Here is a 20,179-nt window from a genome sequence, read left to right as displayed (position 1 = left end):
GCCTTTTTTGTTCTCATAATGCTGCTTTAGTTGCTAGCAACACTTTTGAGTATTTCTGGCCATTGCCGATAAATCATGTAATGACCCTGATCTGGAATTACCGTAAGTTTGGCATTGGCGGCGCGTTCGATAAAACGTTCTGCTAGTACCAAAGGAATATGCTTGTCTTGTTCGCCATGAAATAACTGAGTGCTTACCTTAATATCTTCTAACTCAAAGCCCCAAGGTGACATCACCTGGCGCACTTCGTCAGAAAAGGCATTACCGCCTTGGATCTTTGACTCTTTTAAATAGCGGCCAAACTTTTCCCTAAACTGTGGGCTTTCAAATAGTTCTACATCGGTACCTTCTAGATCGCGAGCTAATACCTTAAATAATTTGTTGGGGTCTTTGTGTAGGCCCTTATCAAGAATATTAGTAAATAAGCGATGCATACTCGGAAAATCACGAGCCAGCTTCATGTGCATGCGATATAGCTTAGCAGTCGCCTCATAATCACTGTCGTAGGTGAGGGCATCACCTGAGCTCACAATGGTCATCTTGCTAATTCGCTCAGGAATACTCGCTGCGCAGCAGGCGGCGTAAACGCCTCCTGTGGCATAACCAAGTAACTGTACTTGCTCTAGCCCTAGATGGTCGAGAAGTGCTGCTAAGTCTTGTGACCAGCTAACAAAACCGTAGTTTTCGCAGTAATCAGAGCCTCCGAAACCGGGGCGGTCGATGCTAATTAAACGTAAACCTAGGTGTTTTGCCAAATCAACGTCATCAAAAAAGTTCTCTAAGCGACTACCCAAAATGCTGTGGCAATACACTACTGGCTTGCCCTTTGGGCTGCCATATTCTTGGTAACACAACTTACGTTGATCGGGCAGAGTAAAGTAGCGCGCGTTAAGGTCATGAGCTTCGGCAAAGTCAAAATGACGGCTACTTTGCGATAGCATTCCCCAAGGCCCGGTTAGCACTAAGCTGGCTAATTCGCTTTGGCTGCTAACATTGGTTTTCTTGAAAACTGATTTAAGCTGAGTTCGAACGGTGTTGTAACTAACAAAAATCTTGTCAGCAATATCGGGAGGCGACATGCCTTGCGCAATATAATTAACGATGCGCGCTTCTTTTGGGGTTAAGTTATAACCGTCGGCAAATGCGGCTAAATCAAGCTCCACGTCAGGGCGAGAAGGGGAGATGAATACCACCACACTGGCATTTCGCTCTAAGCTTGGATTTTGCAGGTGATTAACCGGGCTCAGAATCACCATGGTTTGCACATCTGTCTCTTCACCTATTTGAATCGGTAGTCCGCGGCTACTCGATTCGTTAGGCCCTAAAGAAGACAGCTCTTCTACATACTGGTTGAGTAAGTCTGTTGATTCACTTTGCTGAGTAACCAAGTTTTTGTTGCGTTGGTACAAACCTTGGCCGAGCTGCAGGGTTTCCTCTGCTAGCTCGTTTGTAAGCAAAATTTCATTCTTAGCATTCACCAAAATTACGCCAACCGGAATGTGGTCTAGCAAAGAGTTAAGTGAATGGTTTTTTTCTTCAAGCTGGTAAATACGCTTGGCGATATTCAATGCTTGGTTAAAGTGTTCCAGTAAAATTTGGTTTCGTTCAGAGTATTGACTCTGAGCCATCGACAATTGCGGAGATACCGCATCGAGCATTTGGCTTAATTTTGCCGAAGAGGGGTCTGAGTGGCCAAGATCTTCTGTGCTTTGAAGTTCTGGCATCATGTATAGGTGCTCAAGCAAATCGGGCCAATATTCAGGTTCTGCCGCCGCACGGTATATCATACCGATCAACTGTTCCCTGTTATCGACACTGGTTAGCTCTCGCTCCTTGGTGCTATCCAATGAATTCATAGTATTGCTGCTAATTTACTTTTTATATTGATATCTAGTTAGTTACCCGAATGCTCGCTTTACCTCTTAGTGGGTTTAGTCGACATTCTAGCTAAACTGCGAACCAACTAGCTATTCGGTTTAGTCGAATCAATCTTATGTCAGAATTAACTAAAATCCCATCAATTTTGATGACTAACTCACTAGATGTGAGCTTGGCGTTTAAAACGCTAACACTTAGTCAATAATTGTTGCGTTATGCTTGCCATCGGCAAATCTGATGTTGACTTGGTCTCCAATGCTTAAATCCGCAGCAGATTTAACAATGTTTTCTTGTTGAGTTACTAAACTAAAACCTCGTTCCAATACACGTAACGGGCTTAAATTATCCATTTGTCGACAAGCATTTACCAAAGCGTCTTGCTGGTGCTGAAGGTGCTTATCACTGGCTAGATTCAGCCGTTGCTTAAGTTGAACTAAGCGTTGCTGATGACGACCGAGCTTTTGTGCTAAAAGAGAGTGTTTTAAACGTGAGCTAGCTTCTTGCTGGCGCTGCTTGCTGCGGCTTAAGCTTTGTTGATGGGCAAAGCTCAAACGGTGGCTAAGCTCGTCAAAGCGTTGCTGCTGCTGTTCTAATAGATGAATAGGCGATTGGGTTTCTACTTGATGATGAAGCTGCTTGAGGCGGATCTGTTGGCGACTAAGCATATGCAAATAACTTTGCTCTAGTTGCTGACGTAGTTTGTTTAAACTTACTGAAAGCTGACTAGCTTGTTGGCTAACAATTTCTGCGGCAGCAGAGGGCGTTGCAGCGCGTATGTCTGCCACTAAATCACAAATGCTGTCGTCCACTTCGTGACCCACCGCAGATATCACCGGTATGTTTGAATTAAATACACAGCGCGCGAGTGCTTCATCATTAAAGGCAGATAAATCTTCTTTAGAGCCACCACCACGGCCAACAATAAGTAAATCGACTTCTTCTCGTTGGTTGGCAAGCTCAATCATACTAATAAGTTGATTTGCAGCGGCATCTCCCTGCACCGCAGCAGGATAAACTATCACTTGTATAGCGGGCGCACGGCGTTGAAGAACCGACAAGATATCTTGTAAGGCTGCTCCAGAGGCAGAGCTAACCACGCCAATGGTGCTCGGATATTCAGGTAAGGCTTGCTTTTCTGCTTGACCAAATAAGCCCTCGCTGGCTAGTTTCATTTTCAATTGTTCAAACGCTTGCTGCTGGGCGCCGTCTCCAGCAGGGTGAATCGCTTCTGCAATGAGCTGGTAATCGCCACGTGGTTCATACATGGTGATTTTGGCTTTTACCAGCACTTGCATACCGTTTTCTGGGGTAAATACTGCTTTACGATTAGCACCCTTAAACATGGCGCAGCGCACTTGAGCATCATCGTCTTTTAAACTGAAGTACCAATGGCCAGAAAATGGCGTAGCAAAATTAGAGATTTCCCCTGCTAACCAAACTGTGCCTAGAGAGTTCTCTAGTAATCGCCTAACTTGCTGGTTTAATTGACTTACACTGAGGATATTTTGGGCGATTTGATTGTTTTGCATTAGCCAACTCGAAGCTAAATTGAAAATAATGTAAGAAAATAACATTTTTCAATTTACCTTGGCCAGCTTTATACCTATAATCCGACCGCAATATTTTATCCCTTTATTAACTGATTTAGGCGAATGTTGCTATGTTGAGAATTTCCAAAGAAGCCTTAACCTTCGATGATGTACTACTACTTCCGGCTCACTCAGAAGTACTTCCAAATACCGCCAATTTGGCGACACGTCTAACCAAAGATATCCCGCTTAGTATTCCTATGGTGTCTGCTGCCATGGATACAGTAACTGAAGCTAATTTTGCGATTGCACTAGCGCAAGAGGGCGGTGTTGGCTTTATTCACAAGAACATGAGCATTGAGCAGCAAGCTGCTGAAGTGCGTAAAGTGAAGAAGTTTGAAGCAGGTATTGTACTTGAGCCAATTACGGTAACTCCTGAGTTAACTCTAGGTCAAATTGCTGAGCTGCGTCAGATCCATGGTTTCGCTGGTTTTCCAGTGGTAACTGAAGCTAACGATTTAGTGGGTATTGTTACTGGCCGTGATTTACGTTTTGAAACAGATTTTTCTAAAACTGTTTCTCAAGTAATGACACCAAAAGAGCGTTTGGTGACGACCACTGATACCTCTCGTGACGTAGTTGAAAAGCTAATGCACGAACACCGCATTGAAAAAATGCTAGTGGTTGATGATGCCTTTAAACTTACTGGCTTAATCACCGTAAAAGATTTCAAAAAAGCCGAGCGTAAACCTAATGCTTGTAAAGATAGCTTTGGTCGCTTACGTGTAGGCGCTGCTGTAGGCGCTGGTGCTGGTAACGAAGAGCGCATCGACGCCTTAGTTGAAGCGGGCGTTGACGTATTGTTAATCGACTCGTCTCACGGCCATTCGCAAGGCGTATTAGATCGTATTAAAGCCACTCACGAAAAATACCCAGAGCTGCCTATAGTTGGCGGTAACGTAGCAACAGGCGCTGGCGCGCTAGCTTTGGCTGACGCTGGTGTAAGTGCGGTTAAAGTAGGTATTGGCCCAGGTTCAATCTGTACTACGCGTATTGTAACGGGTGTAGGTGTGCCACAAATTACTGCGGTAGCTGATGCCGTTGAAGCGCTGAAAGGTCGTGATATTCCGGTTATCGCCGACGGCGGTATTCGTTTCTCAGGTGATATTGCAAAAGCCTTAGTGGCTGGCGCCTCCTGTGTAATGGTTGGTAGCATGTTTGCTGGTACTGAAGAAGCACCTGGTGAAATTGAACTTTACCAAGGCCGTTCGTTTAAGTCTTACCGTGGTATGGGCTCGCTTGGCGCAATGTCTCAAGGTTCATCAGATCGCTACTTCCAAACAGACAACGCTGCTGACAAATTGGTGCCAGAAGGTATTGAAGGCCGCGTAGCTTATAAAGGTCCAGTAAAAGCGATTATTCACCAGCAAATGGGCGGACTACGTTCATGCATGGGTTTAACCGGTTGTGCAACTATCAATGAACTAAATACTAAAGCAGAGTTTGTGCGTGTAACTAGCGCAGGTATGGGTGAGAGTCACGTACATGACGTAACGATTACTAAAGAAGCACCTAACTACCGTATGGGCTAAGCCTAGGTAGTTTGTTTTTCTTCTCTAAGCGCCGCAAGGCGCTTAGTTTTATCAGCCTTTTTTAAAAGTAAGTGATTATGAGCAGAGATATCCACGAACATCGTATTCTAATTTTAGATTTTGGATCGCAATATACCCAACTTATCGCACGTCGTATTCGTGAAATAGGCGTTTATTGTGAATTGTGGAGCTGGGATGTAGAAGAAGCCGATATCCGCGAGTTCGCACCAAACGGCATTATTTTGGCCGGTGGCCCAGAAAGCGTAACTGAAAATGACTCTCCTCGAGCTCCAGAGTATGTGTTTAACGCTGGAGTACCAGTATTAGGTATTTGTTACGGCATGCAAACCATGTCTGAGCAATTGGGCGGCGCGGTTATTCAAGGCGAAGGCCAGCGTGAATTTGGTTATGCTCAAGTTGAAGTGGTTGCTCAATCGCCGTTGTTTAAAGCGATTGAAGATGCTGTAGCGCCAAACGGCAACGCATTGTTAGATGTATGGATGAGCCACGGTGATAAAGTGTCGGCTATTCCTGAAGGGTTCACCACTGTAGCGCAAACTCCTAGTTGTGAGTTTGCTGCCATGATGAATCAAGAGAAAAACTTCTACGGCGTGCAGTTCCACCCTGAAGTGACTCATACTCGCCAGGGCTTGCGAATGCTTGAGCATTTCGTGAAAGACATTTGTGCTTGTGACGCTTTATGGACATCAGAATCAATTATTGAAAACGCGGTTGCGCAAATTAAGCAACAAGTGGGTGATGACGAAGTTATTCTAGGTTTGAGTGGCGGAGTTGATTCATCGGTAGTGGCAATGCTCATTCAGCGCGCCATTGGTGACAAGCTTACCTGTGTATTTGTAGATAACGGTTTGCTGCGCTTAAATGAAGGCCAGCAAGTCATGGATATGTTTGGTAACCACTTTGGTTTGAACATCGTTCATGTAAACGCTGAGAATCGTTTCCTTGATGCAATGGCTGGCGAAAGTGACCCAGAGAAGAAGCGTAAAATCATCGGCCATGTATTCATTGATGTATTTGATGAAGAATCGAAAAAGCTTAAGAACGCTAAGTGGCTGGCTCAAGGTACTATTTACCCTGATGTTATCGAATCGGCAGCGTCTAAAACCGGTAAAGCTCACGTGATTAAATCACACCATAATGTTGGTGGCCTACCAGACGATATGGAAATGGGCTTAGTTGAGCCTTTACGTGAGTTGTTTAAAGACGAAGTACGTAAAATTGGCCTAGAGTTAGGGCTTCCTTACGATATGTTGTATCGCCACCCATTCCCTGGACCGGGTTTAGGGGTACGTGTATTGGGTGAAGTGAAGAAAGAGTACTGTGACTTGCTACGTCGCGCTGACGCTATCTTTATCGAAGAACTACACAAAGCTGATCTTTACCATAAAGTAAGCCAAGCCTTCACCGTTTTCTTACCGGTTCGTTCGGTAGGCGTAATGGGTGACGCTCGTAAGTACGATTGGGTTGTATCGCTGCGCGCAGTAGAAACCATCGATTTTATGACCGCTCACTGGGCACACTTACCTTATGATTTCTTAGGTAACGTAAGCAACCGTATTATCAACGAGATAGATGGTATTTCACGGGTTGTTTATGACATCTCTGGCAAACCGCCAGCGACCATTGAGTGGGAATAAACTTTCGCTCATTGAACAAAGCGCCTTAATGGCGCTTTTTTTGTGCCTAGCTAAAGTTTGAAGCTTTAATAATGTGAATTTAATTCGACTTTAAAAATAAATTGCCGATAAAAATGAGTACTGAAACCGGTTTCTTAAATTTGCCGATATAGCTAAGTGATGAAATTAGGTAATGTTTTAAAGTGACAATTTAGCAGAATTAAACCGCGAGATTGGATGGAACTTGATTAGAGCAGTTAGGGAGAAGTTGATGTACGCAATAAGAAGTATAAATATTGTTACTCGCATTATAATTGGCTTTGCTGTGTTAGGAGCGATGGTGCTAGCACTGGGCGCGGTGTCTTTTTACTCTACAGACTCGTTAAATAATGCAGTGAAAAAAGTCACAGATAAATTCACCCCCCAAGTACTTGAGTCGGGTGTTTTAGCCAACCAACTGTTGGCTGTAGATAAACACTTAAAGAACTACCTTCTCTCGGGCAATGAGCAGCGTATGCTTGCGGCCGAACAAGCCTATAATCAAGCTATTAGTGTCACCCAACAACAGCTAGACATAGTTATTCAACAGCAGGCTAACAATCCTAATTTGTACGCGGAGTTAAATGAGCAATGGCTAGCTTATAAAATAAATGCTGAGCAAGTTATGGAGTTATATCAGCAGCAACAACAACAACAGGCTGTAGTTGCCGATAAACGGATTCGCGTTCAGCGATTACCGGGGCAAATACGCAGTGACTTAGAGCGCTTGATCGTTGAAGATAAAACTTTTGTTAAATCCATTTATGCCTCGCTAGAGACAACGCTAACCTTTATTGAAGTAAATAGCTTAAAAGCCTTGAACAGTCATAACGCGGCATTAATTGAAAAGGTACTGTCTGGTAATCAGAAAAAGCGAGAAGCTATTAGTTTAGATTTTGAAGATATTGCCGCTTCGGTTAAAACAGTTGAAGATATTGCCAATGGCTCAATCGCCCATAATATCAATGAGCTAAGCAAGGAAACTATGCAGGTTGGCGGTATATTGAGCCTGCACCTTGCTTACATTGGAACGCGAGATCGGTTACAGCAACAGATTAATTTGGCCACCGAGCAGCTGGATGATTTATTACTTGTTGTTGGCGAGATAAATCAGTTTTCTCAAGCTCAAGCACAATTAGCAGGAGAAGCGGCAGACGCTACATTTAGTCAAAGTTTGAGTGTTTTAGCCGGAATAATTGTGTTGGCATTGGTGATGGTTATCGCCGTTTGTTACCACGTCGCTAGCATTATTCGTAAACCTCTGAAGTTAATGAAGCAAACCCTGCGTGATGTAGCGAGTGGTGATTTGCGGAATAAAGTGAACTATTCGCAACAAAATGAGTTTGGTGAGCTGGCTACTAGCGTTAACCAAGTGGTTGATCGTTTGCGTGAGATGCTTGGCGAATTAAGCGTTACAGCTAATGATATTAACGAAGTATCCATTCACAATCTGCATAGTGCAGAGCGAGTAACAGGCAAACTAGATAGTGAACGCAGTGAAACAGCAAATGTGGCCGCAGCGATGACTCAAATGGAGCAATCAGTGGTACAAGTGTCTAGCTCAGCAGATTTGTCGCTGGAACGTGTTAACGAAGTTAAACAAGCAGCAGATCTTAGCCGCAGAGTGGTAAGCTCTAGCGTTGAGGTCACTCAACAACTCTCTAATAAGATTAGCCAATCTAGCGTGGTTATTTCAGACGTTGAACGCCTGAGCACCGATATAGCCAGTATCTTAGAAGTGATTGATGGAATAGCCGCACAAACTAATCTATTAGCGCTAAATGCAGCGATTGAAGCTGCAAGGGCCGGAGAGCAGGGCAGAGGCTTTGCAGTCGTTGCCGATGAAGTACGTAACTTGGCACAGAAAACTGCTAACTCTACCTCAGAGATTCACTCTATGATTGAAAATCTACAGCAAGGTTCGCAAAAAGCAGTAGCTGTAATGGGCGAGTGTGCAGAAGAAATGCAAAACAGTATTAATATGAGTAGCGATGCATTTGATGCTCAAGAAAACATTCACCGCTTAGTAGAAGAAATCGCAGATATGAGCAGCCAAATAGCCAGTGCTGCGCTTCAGCAACAACATACCTCTCAATCCATTGCTAAGAATATCAATGTCATATCGAGTGGCTCTGAGCAAAACTATTCAGACATAGCTCAAGTGGTAGATGTGAGCTCTAAACTTAAATTACTTGCTTCTAAGCAAGACCAATTAGCAAGGCAATTTAAAGTTGCGTGAGCAACCTTTTCTTAATCATTGGGTATAGCCTTTCATCAATAAGGCTGTATCCAAAGCGGTAGATGATTAGCTGCTGCCCTTCGTCCCAATATTACCTTATAGTTATAGCTCGTTTTCATGGAGCTTTGATTTGAACATTTTTGTATGGATGCTGGCCATTTGTCAGGCCTTGTTAACTACCGGGAATATTCTACTCGTGGCAGTTACTGGTTTAATTGGCCAGCAATTGGCTCCTTCTGCTGCTTGGATTACCTTTCCTGTTGCTATGCAATTTTTAGGATTAATGCTTGCCACCATTCCCGCTTCTTTAATCATGGGGGCAACAGGTAGGAAAAAAGGGTTTGTTCTGGGAAACTCAATTGGGGTTGGTGGAGCATTGCTGGCTGTTTACGCCTTACAAGCAGAAGCCTTCTTGTTGTTCTGCGTCGCCACATTCTTGTTAGGTATTGGGATTGGTTTTGGAATGCTTTATCGGTTTGCAGCCATCGAACTGTGTGATGACGATCAACAGCCGAGAGCAATTTCCACAATAATGGTAGGCGGCGTTATTGCTGCTGTGGTTGGGCCTAACTTAGCTATCTATAGCCAAAATTGGTGGCCTGAACAGCCATTTATTGGGGCATTTGTTGGTCTTCTGGGCTTATACATCATTGCGCTAATTTTATTGCTGCTGATTCGGTTTAAACCCCTTGTTAATCCAGAATTAGAAGCGCAAGACGCGAGGCCATTGTTAGACCTTATTAAAGGGCCTGGCTTTTGGGTTGCAATGCTTGCTGCAGCCGTGAGCTACTTTGTAATGAACTTATTGATGACAGCAACTCCGCTAGCTATGCATCACCATGGTTACGCTTTCTCCCAATCAGCCAGTGTTATCGAATGGCATGTCTTGGGCATGTTCGCTCCGTCTTTTGTTACCGGGCACCTCATTCAACGCATCGGCTTACTTCGTGTGATGTTTATTGGTCTTTGGCTAATGTTTGCCTGCGTGGCGATTAATTTAATGGGTAATAGTTTTGGCCATTTTGCCTTGGCTTTAAGTTTGTTAGGCATTGGTTGGAACTTCATGTTTATTGGTGCTACCCAGTTGTTTACTCAGTCTTATCGACCTTCCGAGAAGGCTAAAGCACAGGCTACTAACGAGTTTACGGTGTTTTCTTTGGTGGCAATATCGGCTTTGTCTGCTGGCTGGTTAGAGCACTCTTTGGGTTGGCAAGCGGTCAATTACGCAGCACTACCCATTTTGCTTCTGGGTTTGTTAAGCCTGTGGTTTTATCAATATCAACAAAAACGGCAACTATCTCTGTCTGTATAGTGAACTAGGGCTGTTTAGTGAGTTAGATCAAAGATTATTTTTTTTAATGTTTGGTTTAGTGCGCTTTTCAAACAGCTCATCATGTTCTTAAGACTACTTCCTTGAATTTAAAGCAAAAAAAAGCCACTGCATAAACAGTGGCTTAAAATTCTTTTTGACAGACAGAGTCAAAATAAGAAACAGGGAAGCCAGCAAAAGGGCTGACAAATGCAAACACAACATAGCAATCAAGTAATTACAAATCCGGTAATTACTCAAAGAGGCCTGACATAACACCTTGATTTTAGATGCTGCGTCAGACCCCTTCGCCTGATTGCGTGTGCATAGTAATCTGCAACTGGTCCTACAACAACAGATAAATTATAATGACCATAGATTAGAAAAACTTATCCGTTAATGGGATGTTAAAATGGCGCGTCGTTTGCCTCCACTTAATGCCTTAAAAGCCTTTGAAGCGGCTGCTAGGCATCTTAGTTTTACTCGAGCTGCTGAAGAGCTTTTTGTGACCCAAGCAGCTGTTAGTCACCAAATAAAAGCCTTAGAAGAATTCTTAGGGTTAAAGCTTTTTCGAAGGAAAAACAGGGCCTTACTGCTAACCGAAGAAGGTCAAGGCTACTTCTTAGATATTAAAGATATATTTATTTCTTTAACCGAAGCCACCGATCGTTTGTTAGCACGAGGCGCTAAAGGAACCATTACGGTTAGTTTACAACCCAGTTTTGCTATTCAATGGCTGGTACCACGTTTATCGCAATTTAGTGAGATGCATCCCGATATTGATGTACGAATTAAAGCCGTCGATTTATACGAAGGCTCATTAACAGAAGATGTTGATGTTGCGATTTATTATGGCCGGGGAAATTGGTCAGGTCTGCGTGCCGACAAACTACATACTGAGTATTTAGTTCCAGTGTGTGCTCCTAGTTTGTTGGTAGGCGATAAAGCCCTCACTAAACCTGAAGATTTGCAATATCACACTTTGTTACATGATACCGCCCGTCACGATTGGAAAGCCTGGTTTAAGTTGGTGGGATTACGGCAAATGAATGTAAACCACGGCCCTATTTTTTCTCACTCAACCATGGTGCTGCAAGCAGCAGTTTATGGGCAGGGGGTTGCTCTAGGGCATAGCGTATTGGCCAAGCCTGAGATTGAAGCAGGCCGCTTGGTCTGTCCCTTCGAGCAAGTCTTGTTAAGCAAAAATGCCTATTACATGGTATGCAAACCCAGCCAAGCCGAACAAGGCAAGTTGGTTGCGTTTCGAGAATGGATGATTTCTCTGGTTGAGCAAGAGCAACAAGAGTTTGTTAATGAAGGTTTGGTGGATGCAGAATGAGTACGCTTAATCAAACACCTTGGGCTTTGCGACTGTTACTGGCACTTAGTGGAGCGGTGACCGTGATAATGGGCGCGGGTGCGGCGCATGGTTTTAGTCGTTTTTTGGGTGAAGCGCAGTTATCGTGGATTGAAATCGGTGTATTTTATCAAATCATTCATTTAGTGGCGGCCTTGGTGGTGATAGATAAACGCCGATTAACGGCTGTGTTGTGGATTTTGGGTGGTTGGCTATTTGCTGGTAGCTTATACTGCTTGGCTTTTTTGGGCTCAAAGGTGTTTGGGCCAATAACCCCAATTGGCGGATTTATTTTGATTATTGCTTGGCTAAGCTTAGCTTTGCCAACAAAGAGAAGTGCAAATGAGTAGTGTAATTTTGTATTGTCGCACCGGCTTTGAGAGCGACTGTGCCGCAGAGATCCAGTTTCATGCTGAGCAACTAGGCTTCTTTGGTTACGCCAAAGCCAGCAGTGGAGCAGGTTTTGTGGAGTTTAGTTGTTATCAATCAGAGCACGCACAAGCGTTGTATCAAGCTACCGACTTTCGTCAGTTGGTCTTCGCTAGACACTGGTTTTTGGCGCTTGCAGAGTTGCAGCTCGATGAGGCAAATCGCGTCGCATCTATTCTTGCGGTGGAGCAAAAGCTACCAAAGTGTGGCAGTTTGCGCTTGGAATACCCCGATACTAACGATGGCAAAGCCTTGTCTAGCTTTTGTAAAAAATTTACTCGGCCTTTGGAAAATGCCTTGGTTAAGCACCAGTGGCTGACCAAAAATACCAACCCTAAGTTGCCAGCCATGCAGTTGTTTTTTGTTAGCGGTACTCATTGTTGGTTAGGTTATTCTGATACTCGAAATGGTAACGCACAGCACAACGGTATCTTGCGCCTTAAGTTTCCAGCTGAAGCGCCAAGTCGTTCTACGCTCAAATTAGATGAAGCCTTTATGGTGTTGTTAAATGACGAGGAGCGAGAGCAGTATATTCAAAATGGCCAACACGCTGTTGATTTGGGAGCATGCCCGGGCGGTTGGACTTACCAGTTGGTAAGACGAAATATGTTCGTAGCCGCCATTGATAATGGCCCAATGGCTCAATCCTTAATGGATACCGGCCAAGTGCAGCACTATCGTGAAGATGGCTTTAAATACCAGCCTGAGCGAAGCAATGTGAGCTGGCTAGTTTGCGACATGGTAGAGCGCCCGGCTAAAGTAAGTCGTTTAATGCTGAAGTGGTTGGCAAACGGCTGGTGTCAATATGCCATGTTTAATTTGAAGCTGCCAATGAAGCAACGTTTTGCTGAGGTAAACCAAGATCTTAACTTACTTAAAGAGGGTTTAAGTGAGCTGGGTTTTGAGCATGAGGTAAGGGCTAAACATCTCTATCATGACCGAGAAGAGATCACGGTATTTGCGCGGGTTTACTAGGGTAGCAACAAGACTTGAGCATTAAAAAAGGCAGCCTAGGCTGCCTTTTTGTTGTTACTTATGCTGCTATTTGGTGTTTATAGGCGATCTAAAATCGCTTGAGTAAACTCTTTAGTACCGGCTGTGCCACCTAAATCGCGAGTGGTTCTGTCACCGCTAGCGATAACGTCTTTCACTGCACTAAGAATATTAGCGGCTTTGTCTTCCATGCCTAAATATTCAAGCATTTGAATACTGGCTAGAATAACTGAAGTTGGGTTAGCAATATCTTGGCCGGCAATATCTGGTGCGCTACCGTGCACGGCTTCAAAAATGGCTGCTCGTTCACCAATATTGGCGCCAGGAGCCATACCAAGGCCGCCCACTAAACCAGCACATAAGTCTGACAAAATATCACCAAACAAGTTGGTGGTAACCATCACGTCGAAACGCTCTGGGTACATCACTAAGTTCATACAGGCTGCGTCTACAATCATCTCTTCAGATTCGATGTCTGGGTATTGCTTAGCCACTTCACGAGCCACTTCTAGGAACAAACCTGACGTCGATTTCATGATGTTTGCTTTATGAACTGCAGTTACTTTTTTACGGCCTTCGCGGCGAGCTAATTCGTAGGCAAACTTAACAATACGCTCTGCGCCGTCTCGAGTTATAATACTCATCGCTTCGGCGCTTGAGCCATCTTCGCTGCGCTTTTGGCCAACACCTGAGTACATGCCTTGGGTGTTTTCACGAACGGTAATAATATCTACATCTTCGTAGCGTGCTTTGGTACCAACAAATGAACGTACAGGGCGTAGGTTGGCGTAAAGGTCAAAGTGTTTACGCATAGACACGTTGATAGAAGTAAAGCCAGTGCCAACCGGTGTGGTTAGAGGGCCTTTAAGGGCGATGCCATTTTGTTCGATAAGTTGCAGTGATTTTTCAGGCAACAGGCTGCCATCGCTTTCTAGCGCTGCTAGGCCGGCGTTGGCAAAATCATATTCGAAACCACAACCCGCTTTATCCATAATCGCGATTGCACTTTCGATAATACTAGGGCCAATACCATCTCCAGGTATGACGGTGATTCGTCTTGTTGACATATCTCTTCCTAATTCGTAGGCATTTTTATTATTTAAGGGGGAGGAGGTAACACTCCGTGTTAATGCCCGACGTTTGAGGAGTTCGAGCAACACAGAGTTTACAATTTTTTAACGCAATACTCAAAAGGAAATAGCTAAGACTAAGGTATTAGCTTGATTACAATACAAAAATCTATTAGCGCTATTTAGCCTAGTTAAAACTTGAATACTTCTACTGATTTATTCAAGCGCGTAGCAATGTTGCTTAACTCTTCAACCATTTTGCTGTTGTTTTCTGAGCTGTCAAAGGTGGTTTTAGCTAAATCATTTATACCTACAATGCTGCTGTTTATTTCAGCTGCTACTAGGGTTTGTTGTTCTGCAGCGGTGGCGATTTGAGCATTCATATCGTGGATTACCGAGATTGAATCGCTAATCGCATTAAGCGCTTGATTAGCGAGTTCCGATTTTTCAGAAGTTTGTTGCGCATCTTTTGCATTGGTTTCCATTAGAGACACCGAGTTCTTAGCTTCAGTTTGAAGATTGGTAATCATTTCCTGAATTTCATTAGTGCTGTCCTGAGTTCGATTGGCTAAGTTTCTTACTTCATCAGCAACTACCGCAAACCCTCGACCTTGCTCTCCTGCACGAGCTGCTTCAATGGCTGCATTAAGCGCCAGTAAGTTGGTTTGTTCAGCAATGCCTCTAATTACTTCCAATATACGACCAATGCCCTCTGTCTCCATTTCAAGCTTACCAATCACTTGTTGCACCTCTTCGATGCCTGAAACTAATAAGCTAATGTTGCTGTTCATTTCATTGACTACGCTGATGCCTTGAGCCGACTGGTCATTTGCTTCTGTCGCCGCACTAGAGGCTTGCAGTGCATTGCGCGCAACTTCGTCAACGGTGACTGTCATTTGATTCATTGCTGTAGAGGTTTGCTCTAACTGCATCATTTGAGATTCTGAGCTGGTATTCACAGACGTGGCGGATTGGTGAATTAACGAAGAAGATTGATTGAGCTGCTCGGTTGCAGTGTTAATACCAGTGACAATGCTAGTTAAGCTATTAACCATTGATAACACCGCTTGATAAATACCGGTTTCCTGGCCAGATTGTTGAGAGGAGTAGCGCAGATCTCCTTTTGCTATATTTTGTACAATGGTCTCTATTGTGGCTGGCTCACCACCAATTGGGCCGTACATTAGCTTCATTACTACCCAGTAACATACAGCTAGTGCTATTAGCAGCAGCAATACGGCGATTGAGGCAGTAAGCACTAAGTTGTCATTGGAAGCTCGATTGATATTCTCCCATTTGTCCCATGCCCAAACCGTCCAGTTTAAGTTGGCAACTTTAGCAGAAACAACAGAGTACGCTGTACCATCAAATTCGTAGTCATGCTGACTAGAAGCTTGATCGTTGTATTGACGATAGGATGGACGTAATTCAAGCAGATTTTTACCAATGTAGTCTGTGTACTTAGACGCAATAATAAAGCCGTCTTCGCGGCTAACAAACAACTGGTTTTCCTCAGACAGGCCGTCAATGAAGGTGGTAATTTGATTGAGCGCGAGATTGATTGACAGAATAGCCACCGGCTTACCATTTCGAATGACTGGCACAGCCACAGCCATTACCACATCCCCAGTACTACTTGTGTAGGGGGTTGTGACTATCTGTGGTTCATTTGCCATGCCTCGTCGATACCATTCTCTATTTAGCTGCTTTGCATTGAAGTTTGGAATGATGCCATCATTACTTGCAGCGTAGGTGTCACCATTCTCTAAACCTACGTAAGCATTGAGAACTTCTAAGGCGTCTTGAATTTTGTGCAAGCTGTCAACCAGCGGTTTTTCATCAATTTTACCGTTTGCACTTAAAGGCAGCTCTGAAGCTTTGAGTTTAAGTGTATCGAAGTAACGGTTCATTTTCTGTTCAATGGCTTTAGATATTAAAAACGCCTGGTTATTTAGTTGGTTAGTGTAATTAACTTCAGATGCGGATTTAAAGTTTAAAAAACCGATAACCGAAATGAAAATGATGATAGCTGAAATGAGTAAACCCATTAGTGAAAGGATTTTGGCCTTAGCGCTCATATAGTTAGTCCCTTAATTTCTACAAGAGAATTAACCGTTTAAATATAAAACGGTTTACTACACTATAGCCTACAAAAATGGATGTTAAGTAGCTTGCTAGTTTTAATTGCGATGAACCCAAAAACACGGCTAAAAGGATTAAGACTTTATAGGTGTAGGGACTTAGTTGGTGGGGTGTTGATAGCGAAGGTGCTTAAGAGAAAAGCCAAGTTGTAAATCAGTTCGCAAACTTAGTAGTTGTTTGGCTAAGTTAAGCTGTGCGGAACTATTTTGTACTTTCTGAGCGAGCTTATTAGGTGAGGGATCATCTAGTATAGCTTGGGCATCAGGGTAGTTGTTTAACAAAGTTTGTGCGCTTTTGGCTCCTATTCCTGCAACGCCTGCAACATTAACACTGCTAATGCCTACAAGGGCCCAGTAGTCGGTAAGCTGGGAGATAGTAATACCAAATTTGTTTTCTACTTCATCAATAGATATGTACTCTCGACGAAAATAGTCGTACAGGTTAACACCGTGGTTAAGCAGGCTGTAGTAGCCTCTGTCGGTAGAAACTATGGTTACTGGGTAGTTCGCCGCTGCTGCTTTGCTGGCAATAGTGGCGCAAATATCGTCGGCTTCTTCATCGGGGGCTGATACTGAATCGACGCCGAGATCTAATAGATGGTCTTTTAAGTTTTCTAATTGTTTGGCAAGCTGCTCTGGCATGGGTGAGCGGTTTTGTTTATAAGCAGGAAAAAGCTGTTCGCGCCAAGCGCAATGGTCTCCGTCGAATACTGCAATAATGTGTGAAGGTTTCAGGCTAGCAATAATGCGCTTGCAGGCGCTGCCTAAGGCCATAGTGGTGGCATTATCTAAAGCTCCATCAGGCGTTCTTTGCTGCTGCACAGCATAGATACGCCTGATGAGGTTTAATGCATCGATGATGACAAGCTGCTTAGCCATTTTCGACATCGCCTAAAACAAAGGTCATTTAGCTTTTCCAACCTTATAGCAGGGCTCGTATTTGCTTCCGGGTAGTTTCATGCGGTGTTGAGCGACAAAATCTTTTAGCAGTTTATCTAACATTTTCATTATCTTAGGGTCACCGTCAATAATAAAAGGCCCATGTTTTTCGATTTGTTTAATGCCTTCATCTTTAACGTTACCACTTACAATGGCAGAAAATGCCCTGCGTAAGTTTGCGGCTAGATCTTGAGGAGCTTGGTCGAAGTGTAAATTAAGCTTTTCGACATTCTCGTGTAGTGGCTCAAAAGGATGTTGAAAATCACTATCGATTTTTAAGCTCCAGTTAAAGGAATAGGCGTCACCAATTGCGCGACGGTAGTCTTTTACCTTAGGCATCATTTGCTTAATGACTTGGGCTGCTCGGGCCGAATCATCAATGATTATTTGATAGCGTTGCTGTGCTTCGTGTCCTAATGTTGCGCCAATAAACTCATCAATGCTTTTGAAGTACTCTTCGCTAGATTTAGGACCAGTGAGTACAATAGGCAAAGGTTGGCGGGCATTTTCAGGGTGTAGCATTATGCCAAGAATATACAATAATTCTTCGGCTGTGCCTGCTCCACCTGGGAAGATAACAATAGCGTGGCCGGTTCTAACAAAGGCTTCTAAGCGTTTCTCTATGTCGGGCAGAATGATTAATTCGTTGACTATTGGGTTAGGTGGCTCGGCTGCGATAATACTGGGTTCTGTTAAGCCAATGTAGCGACCATCGTTAACCCGTTGTTTGGCGTGTCCTACCGCAGCCCCTTTCATTGGACCTTCCATGGCGCCTGGGCCACAACCGGTACAAATATTTAACTCGCGTAATCCCAGTTGGCTGCCTACTTCACGGGTATATTGGTATTCAACATCATTGATGGAATGGCCACCCCAACACACTACCAAGTTTGGCTCGGTTCTAGGGTGAATTACTCTAGCGTTACGCAGCATCGAGAACACTAAGTTGGTAATGTGTGACGATTGATTGAGATCGAGGTGGGCTTGTTCTTTGATTTCGTTAGAAACATATAAAATGTCGCGAAGTACACTAAACAAATGTTCTTGAATACCGCGAATGATTTCGCCATCAACAAAGGCATCTTCAGGGGCGTTGGCGAGCTCCAGCTTTACCCCGCGCTCACGGCTTAGTACGTTAATCTCAAAGTCTTTATAACGTTCTAGTATCTCGCGACTGCTGTCGGTTTTACTGCCAGAGTTGAGCACTGCTAAGCTGCAGTTTCGGTACAATAAATAAATATCTTCTGAGGCACTTAAGGTGAGTTGATCTACTTCGAGCTTTGACAGTAAGTTCATACTGCCCACAGGGTTTATATGGGTAATCATCGACACCTCACGGGTAATTTGCGGATCGCAATCTAGAGTATAGCGTGAGGAGAGGGGATAGCGTTGAGTTTCTCAACTCAACGCTAAACTAACTAGCTGATTATGTTAACTTTGTCACGACCACTACTTTTAGATTCATAAAGTGCTTGGTCGGCACGTTCAAAGGCATCTAGTGGTTTGTCGCTCTCTTTAAACAAGGTCGCGCCTATAGAAACCGTGATAGACACTTGCTGGTCTTTAAACCTGAACGGTAAAGCCTTTATTTGCTCTCGTATGTTGTCTAGCGGCACCATTACCGCATCGGGAGAAATATTTGGCATAAGCAGTACAAATTCTTCGCCACCAAAACGCGCTAAAAAGTCGGTGTCTCTTAGGTTATTTTGCAAGGCTCGGGCAATCACTTTAAGTGCTTTGTCACCGGCCATGTGGCCAAATTTATCGTTAATCGACTTGAAGTGGTCAATATCGATAACCGCCATGCCGAGATTGTAGCCGTAACGCTTCCAGCGCTTGTACTCAAGCTCTAGTCGTTCATCCAAGGCTGCACGGTTGTAAACTTGGGTTAGGCTATCTATAAACAGTTTGTGTTTATGCGCATTAAGGCGTTTTTTGTACTCGTGGGTTTCTTCCCGCACTAAGCGCAGTTTTAATTCAACATTACCCAGTTCATCTAATAGCTCAGAAGTTTTTTGCTCAAGTTGTTCTTTTTCTTTGAACACATCGGCAATTTGAATTAAGCGATTTTGAATTGAGTTTTTAAGAGTATCAAGGTCGTTGCTAGAACGAACTTCGGCGCCTAATTCTAGCAAACGGTTTTTAAGTAAACCGTCATTTTGTTTTTGGTCTTTATGAATAGACTTAGTTTGGCTTAAGGAGTCATTAAACTGGTCATGCACTCCACCCAAACTTTCATTGAGTGAATATAAGAACTCTTGTGAAGCTTTGCGCTCTTCACGGCTGCCTTCAATAACTAACTGAATAACTTTAACGCACAAGCTTGGCAGCTCATCAGGTTCAATGCCAACGAGCAGATCTGAGCGAACTTGGCCTAGCTTGGTGCCCACATCGCCGGTGTAATCTAATTCGGTGATTAACCGCTGTAGATCATCACAAATACGCTTGTGTAGGCGATTATTTAGAATGCTTTCTTTGGGTTTTACTGCTGGCGTTGAGTCATTTGAAAATGGAGCGCCGCCCAGCGCAGGTTTGTTAATCAGCGCTTGGTAATAGTAATTTAAGAGCTGTTCAAGGCGTTGCTGATTGTCGTTGTGAGAATAAGCAGGCTCTTGTTCTAAAAAGTCGGTGAGTTTGCGACGTAATTGCGGCGGTAATCCGTTGATACGTTTGAGCGATTCACCCGATGTTTTAATGATTCGTTGATTGTGTGCCAGTAGTGTTTTTAATGTTTCACTGTGTTGCTTGAATAGCCCATCTAATTCGTTTTGGTATTGAGAAATAGCCGACAGGTCTTCATTACTTTCAACTTCTTGGATAAGTTGCTCAAGTTTTTGATCGAGCTGTTCGTCTAGGCCATAACAAATTTTTGATAGGCGAGAAATTAGCTGGCTTATTGCTTTTTTTTCCATTCTAACCTTTGCATCTTGGTTTGAAGGATTTTTGTTGGAACTGTCTATTTCGTTTCTCACCAACGCAAGTCGCTTCTTAATAGTGATGATATCGCTCATCGTTTAAACCAATACT

General features: G+C 43.7%; 14 protein-coding genes. 7 read left to right on the top strand and 7 right to left on the bottom strand.

All coding sequences use genetic code 11. From position 1 onward, the window contains the following. Window positions 1–26: 26 nt before the first annotated feature. Window positions 27–1,856, bottom strand: coding sequence for an alpha/beta fold hydrolase (locus G6R11_RS07705; protein WP_163132502.1), 1,830 nt, complete (start codon window positions 1,854–1,856; stop codon window positions 27–29). Window positions 1,857–2,072: 216 nt separating this feature from the next. After that, complete coding sequence (xseA, locus tag G6R11_RS07700) at window positions 2,073–3,407, bottom strand: exodeoxyribonuclease VII large subunit (protein WP_240352421.1); 1,335 nt, start codon at window positions 3,405–3,407, stop codon at window positions 2,073–2,075. A gap of 131 nt (window positions 3,408–3,538) precedes the next feature. On the opposite strand from xseA, the gene guaB reads away from it, so the two are divergent. From guaB to rlmM, 7 genes are all read left to right on the top strand, one after another. Then, a complete protein-coding gene (gene guaB / locus G6R11_RS07695; RefSeq protein WP_163132500.1) occupies window positions 3,539–4,999 on the top strand; it encodes an IMP dehydrogenase in 1,461 nt (486 codons plus the stop codon). Between the two features lie 77 nt (window positions 5,000–5,076). Then, window positions 5,077–6,657, top strand: coding sequence for a glutamine-hydrolyzing GMP synthase (guaA, locus tag G6R11_RS07690; RefSeq protein WP_163132499.1), 1,581 nt, complete (start codon window positions 5,077–5,079; stop codon window positions 6,655–6,657). Between the two features lie 250 nt (window positions 6,658–6,907). After that, a complete protein-coding gene (locus G6R11_RS07685; protein WP_163132498.1) occupies window positions 6,908–8,914 on the top strand; it encodes a methyl-accepting chemotaxis protein in 2,007 nt (668 codons plus the stop codon). Between the two features lie 130 nt (window positions 8,915–9,044). Further along, entirely contained in the window at window positions 9,045–10,226 is a 1,182-nt protein-coding gene (locus G6R11_RS07680; protein ID WP_163132497.1) for an MFS transporter, read from the top strand. Between the two features lie 409 nt (window positions 10,227–10,635). Beyond that, entirely contained in the window at window positions 10,636–11,562 is a 927-nt protein-coding gene (locus tag G6R11_RS07675) for a transcriptional regulator GcvA (protein WP_016401212.1), read from the top strand. Next, window positions 11,559–11,930, top strand: a complete 372-nt coding sequence (locus G6R11_RS07670; protein ID WP_163132496.1) for a DUF423 domain-containing protein — start codon at window positions 11,559–11,561, stop codon at window positions 11,928–11,930. The genes G6R11_RS07675 and G6R11_RS07670 overlap by 4 nt, the downstream gene beginning before the upstream one ends. Continuing rightward, window positions 11,923–12,984, top strand: coding sequence for a 23S rRNA (cytidine(2498)-2'-O)-methyltransferase RlmM (gene rlmM, locus G6R11_RS07665; protein WP_163132495.1), 1,062 nt, complete (start codon window positions 11,923–11,925; stop codon window positions 12,982–12,984). Before G6R11_RS07670 ends, rlmM begins: the two co-directional genes overlap by 8 nt. Before the next feature lie 77 nt (window positions 12,985–13,061). Here the strand turns inward: rlmM and G6R11_RS07660 are convergent, their stop codons facing one another. From G6R11_RS07660 to G6R11_RS07640, 5 genes are all read right to left on the bottom strand, one after another. Next, window positions 13,062–14,069 (bottom strand): isocitrate dehydrogenase, encoded by a 1,008-nt coding sequence (locus tag G6R11_RS07660; RefSeq protein WP_163132494.1) that lies wholly within the window; start codon window positions 14,067–14,069, stop codon window positions 13,062–13,064. A gap of 194 nt (window positions 14,070–14,263) precedes the next feature. Beyond that, window positions 14,264–16,150: a methyl-accepting chemotaxis protein gene (locus G6R11_RS07655; protein ID WP_163132493.1), complete on the bottom strand. Its 1,887-nt coding sequence runs from the start codon at window positions 16,148–16,150 to the stop codon at window positions 14,264–14,266. 162 nt (window positions 16,151–16,312) lie between these two features. Beyond that, window positions 16,313–17,092, bottom strand: a complete 780-nt coding sequence (gene xni, locus G6R11_RS07650; RefSeq protein WP_163132492.1) for a flap endonuclease Xni — start codon at window positions 17,090–17,092, stop codon at window positions 16,313–16,315. A gap of 24 nt (window positions 17,093–17,116) precedes the next feature. Beyond that, complete coding sequence (ppnN, locus tag G6R11_RS07645) at window positions 17,117–18,478, bottom strand: nucleotide 5'-monophosphate nucleosidase PpnN (RefSeq protein ID WP_163132491.1); 1,362 nt, start codon at window positions 18,476–18,478, stop codon at window positions 17,117–17,119. A 92-nt stretch (window positions 18,479–18,570) separates the two neighbouring features. After that, on the bottom strand, window positions 18,571–20,163 hold the full coding sequence (locus G6R11_RS07640; RefSeq protein ID WP_370525644.1) for a GGDEF domain-containing protein: 1,593 nt from the start codon (window positions 20,161–20,163) through the stop codon (window positions 18,571–18,573). Window positions 20,164–20,179: the final 16 nt, after the last annotated feature.

Origin of the sequence: Agarivorans sp. Alg241-V36 (genome assembly GCF_900537085.1) — a bacterium.
GTDB lineage: Bacteria > Pseudomonadota > Gammaproteobacteria > Enterobacterales > Celerinatantimonadaceae > Agarivorans.
Note: the sequence above shows the minus strand (reverse complement) of the source record. Positions and strands in the feature narration are given on the sequence as shown.

Excerpts from the sequence above, each read along its gene's own strand:
- guaA (WP_163132499.1), top strand. The coding sequence starts at position 5,077 with ATGAGCAGAGATATCCACGAACATCGTATTCTAATTTTAGATTTTGGA.
- G6R11_RS07670 (WP_163132496.1), top strand. The coding sequence starts at position 11,559 with ATGAGTACGCTTAATCAAACACCTTGGGCTTTGCGACTGTTACTGGCA.
- xseA (WP_240352421.1), bottom strand. The coding sequence starts at position 3,407 with ATGCAAAACAATCAAATCGCCCAAAATATCCTCAGTGTAAGTCAATTA.
- G6R11_RS07685 (WP_163132498.1), top strand. The coding sequence starts at position 6,908 with ATGTACGCAATAAGAAGTATAAATATTGTTACTCGCATTATAATTGGC.
- guaB (WP_163132500.1), top strand. The coding sequence starts at position 3,539 with ATGTTGAGAATTTCCAAAGAAGCCTTAACCTTCGATGATGTACTACTA.
- xni (WP_163132492.1), bottom strand. The coding sequence starts at position 17,092 with ATGGCTAAGCAGCTTGTCATCATCGATGCATTAAACCTCATCAGGCGT.
- G6R11_RS07640 (WP_370525644.1), bottom strand. The coding sequence starts at position 20,163 with ATGAGCGATATCATCACTATTAAGAAGCGACTTGCGTTGGTGAGAAAC.
- G6R11_RS07705 (WP_163132502.1), bottom strand. The coding sequence starts at position 1,856 with ATGAATTCATTGGATAGCACCAAGGAGCGAGAGCTAACCAGTGTCGAT.
- G6R11_RS07675 (WP_016401212.1), top strand. The coding sequence starts at position 10,636 with ATGGCGCGTCGTTTGCCTCCACTTAATGCCTTAAAAGCCTTTGAAGCG.
- G6R11_RS07660 (WP_163132494.1), bottom strand. The coding sequence starts at position 14,069 with ATGTCAACAAGACGAATCACCGTCATACCTGGAGATGGTATTGGCCCT.
- G6R11_RS07655 (WP_163132493.1), bottom strand. The coding sequence starts at position 16,150 with ATGAGCGCTAAGGCCAAAATCCTTTCACTAATGGGTTTACTCATTTCA.
- rlmM (WP_163132495.1), top strand. The coding sequence starts at position 11,923 with ATGAGTAGTGTAATTTTGTATTGTCGCACCGGCTTTGAGAGCGACTGT.
- ppnN (WP_163132491.1), bottom strand. The coding sequence starts at position 18,478 with ATGATTACCCATATAAACCCTGTGGGCAGTATGAACTTACTGTCAAAG.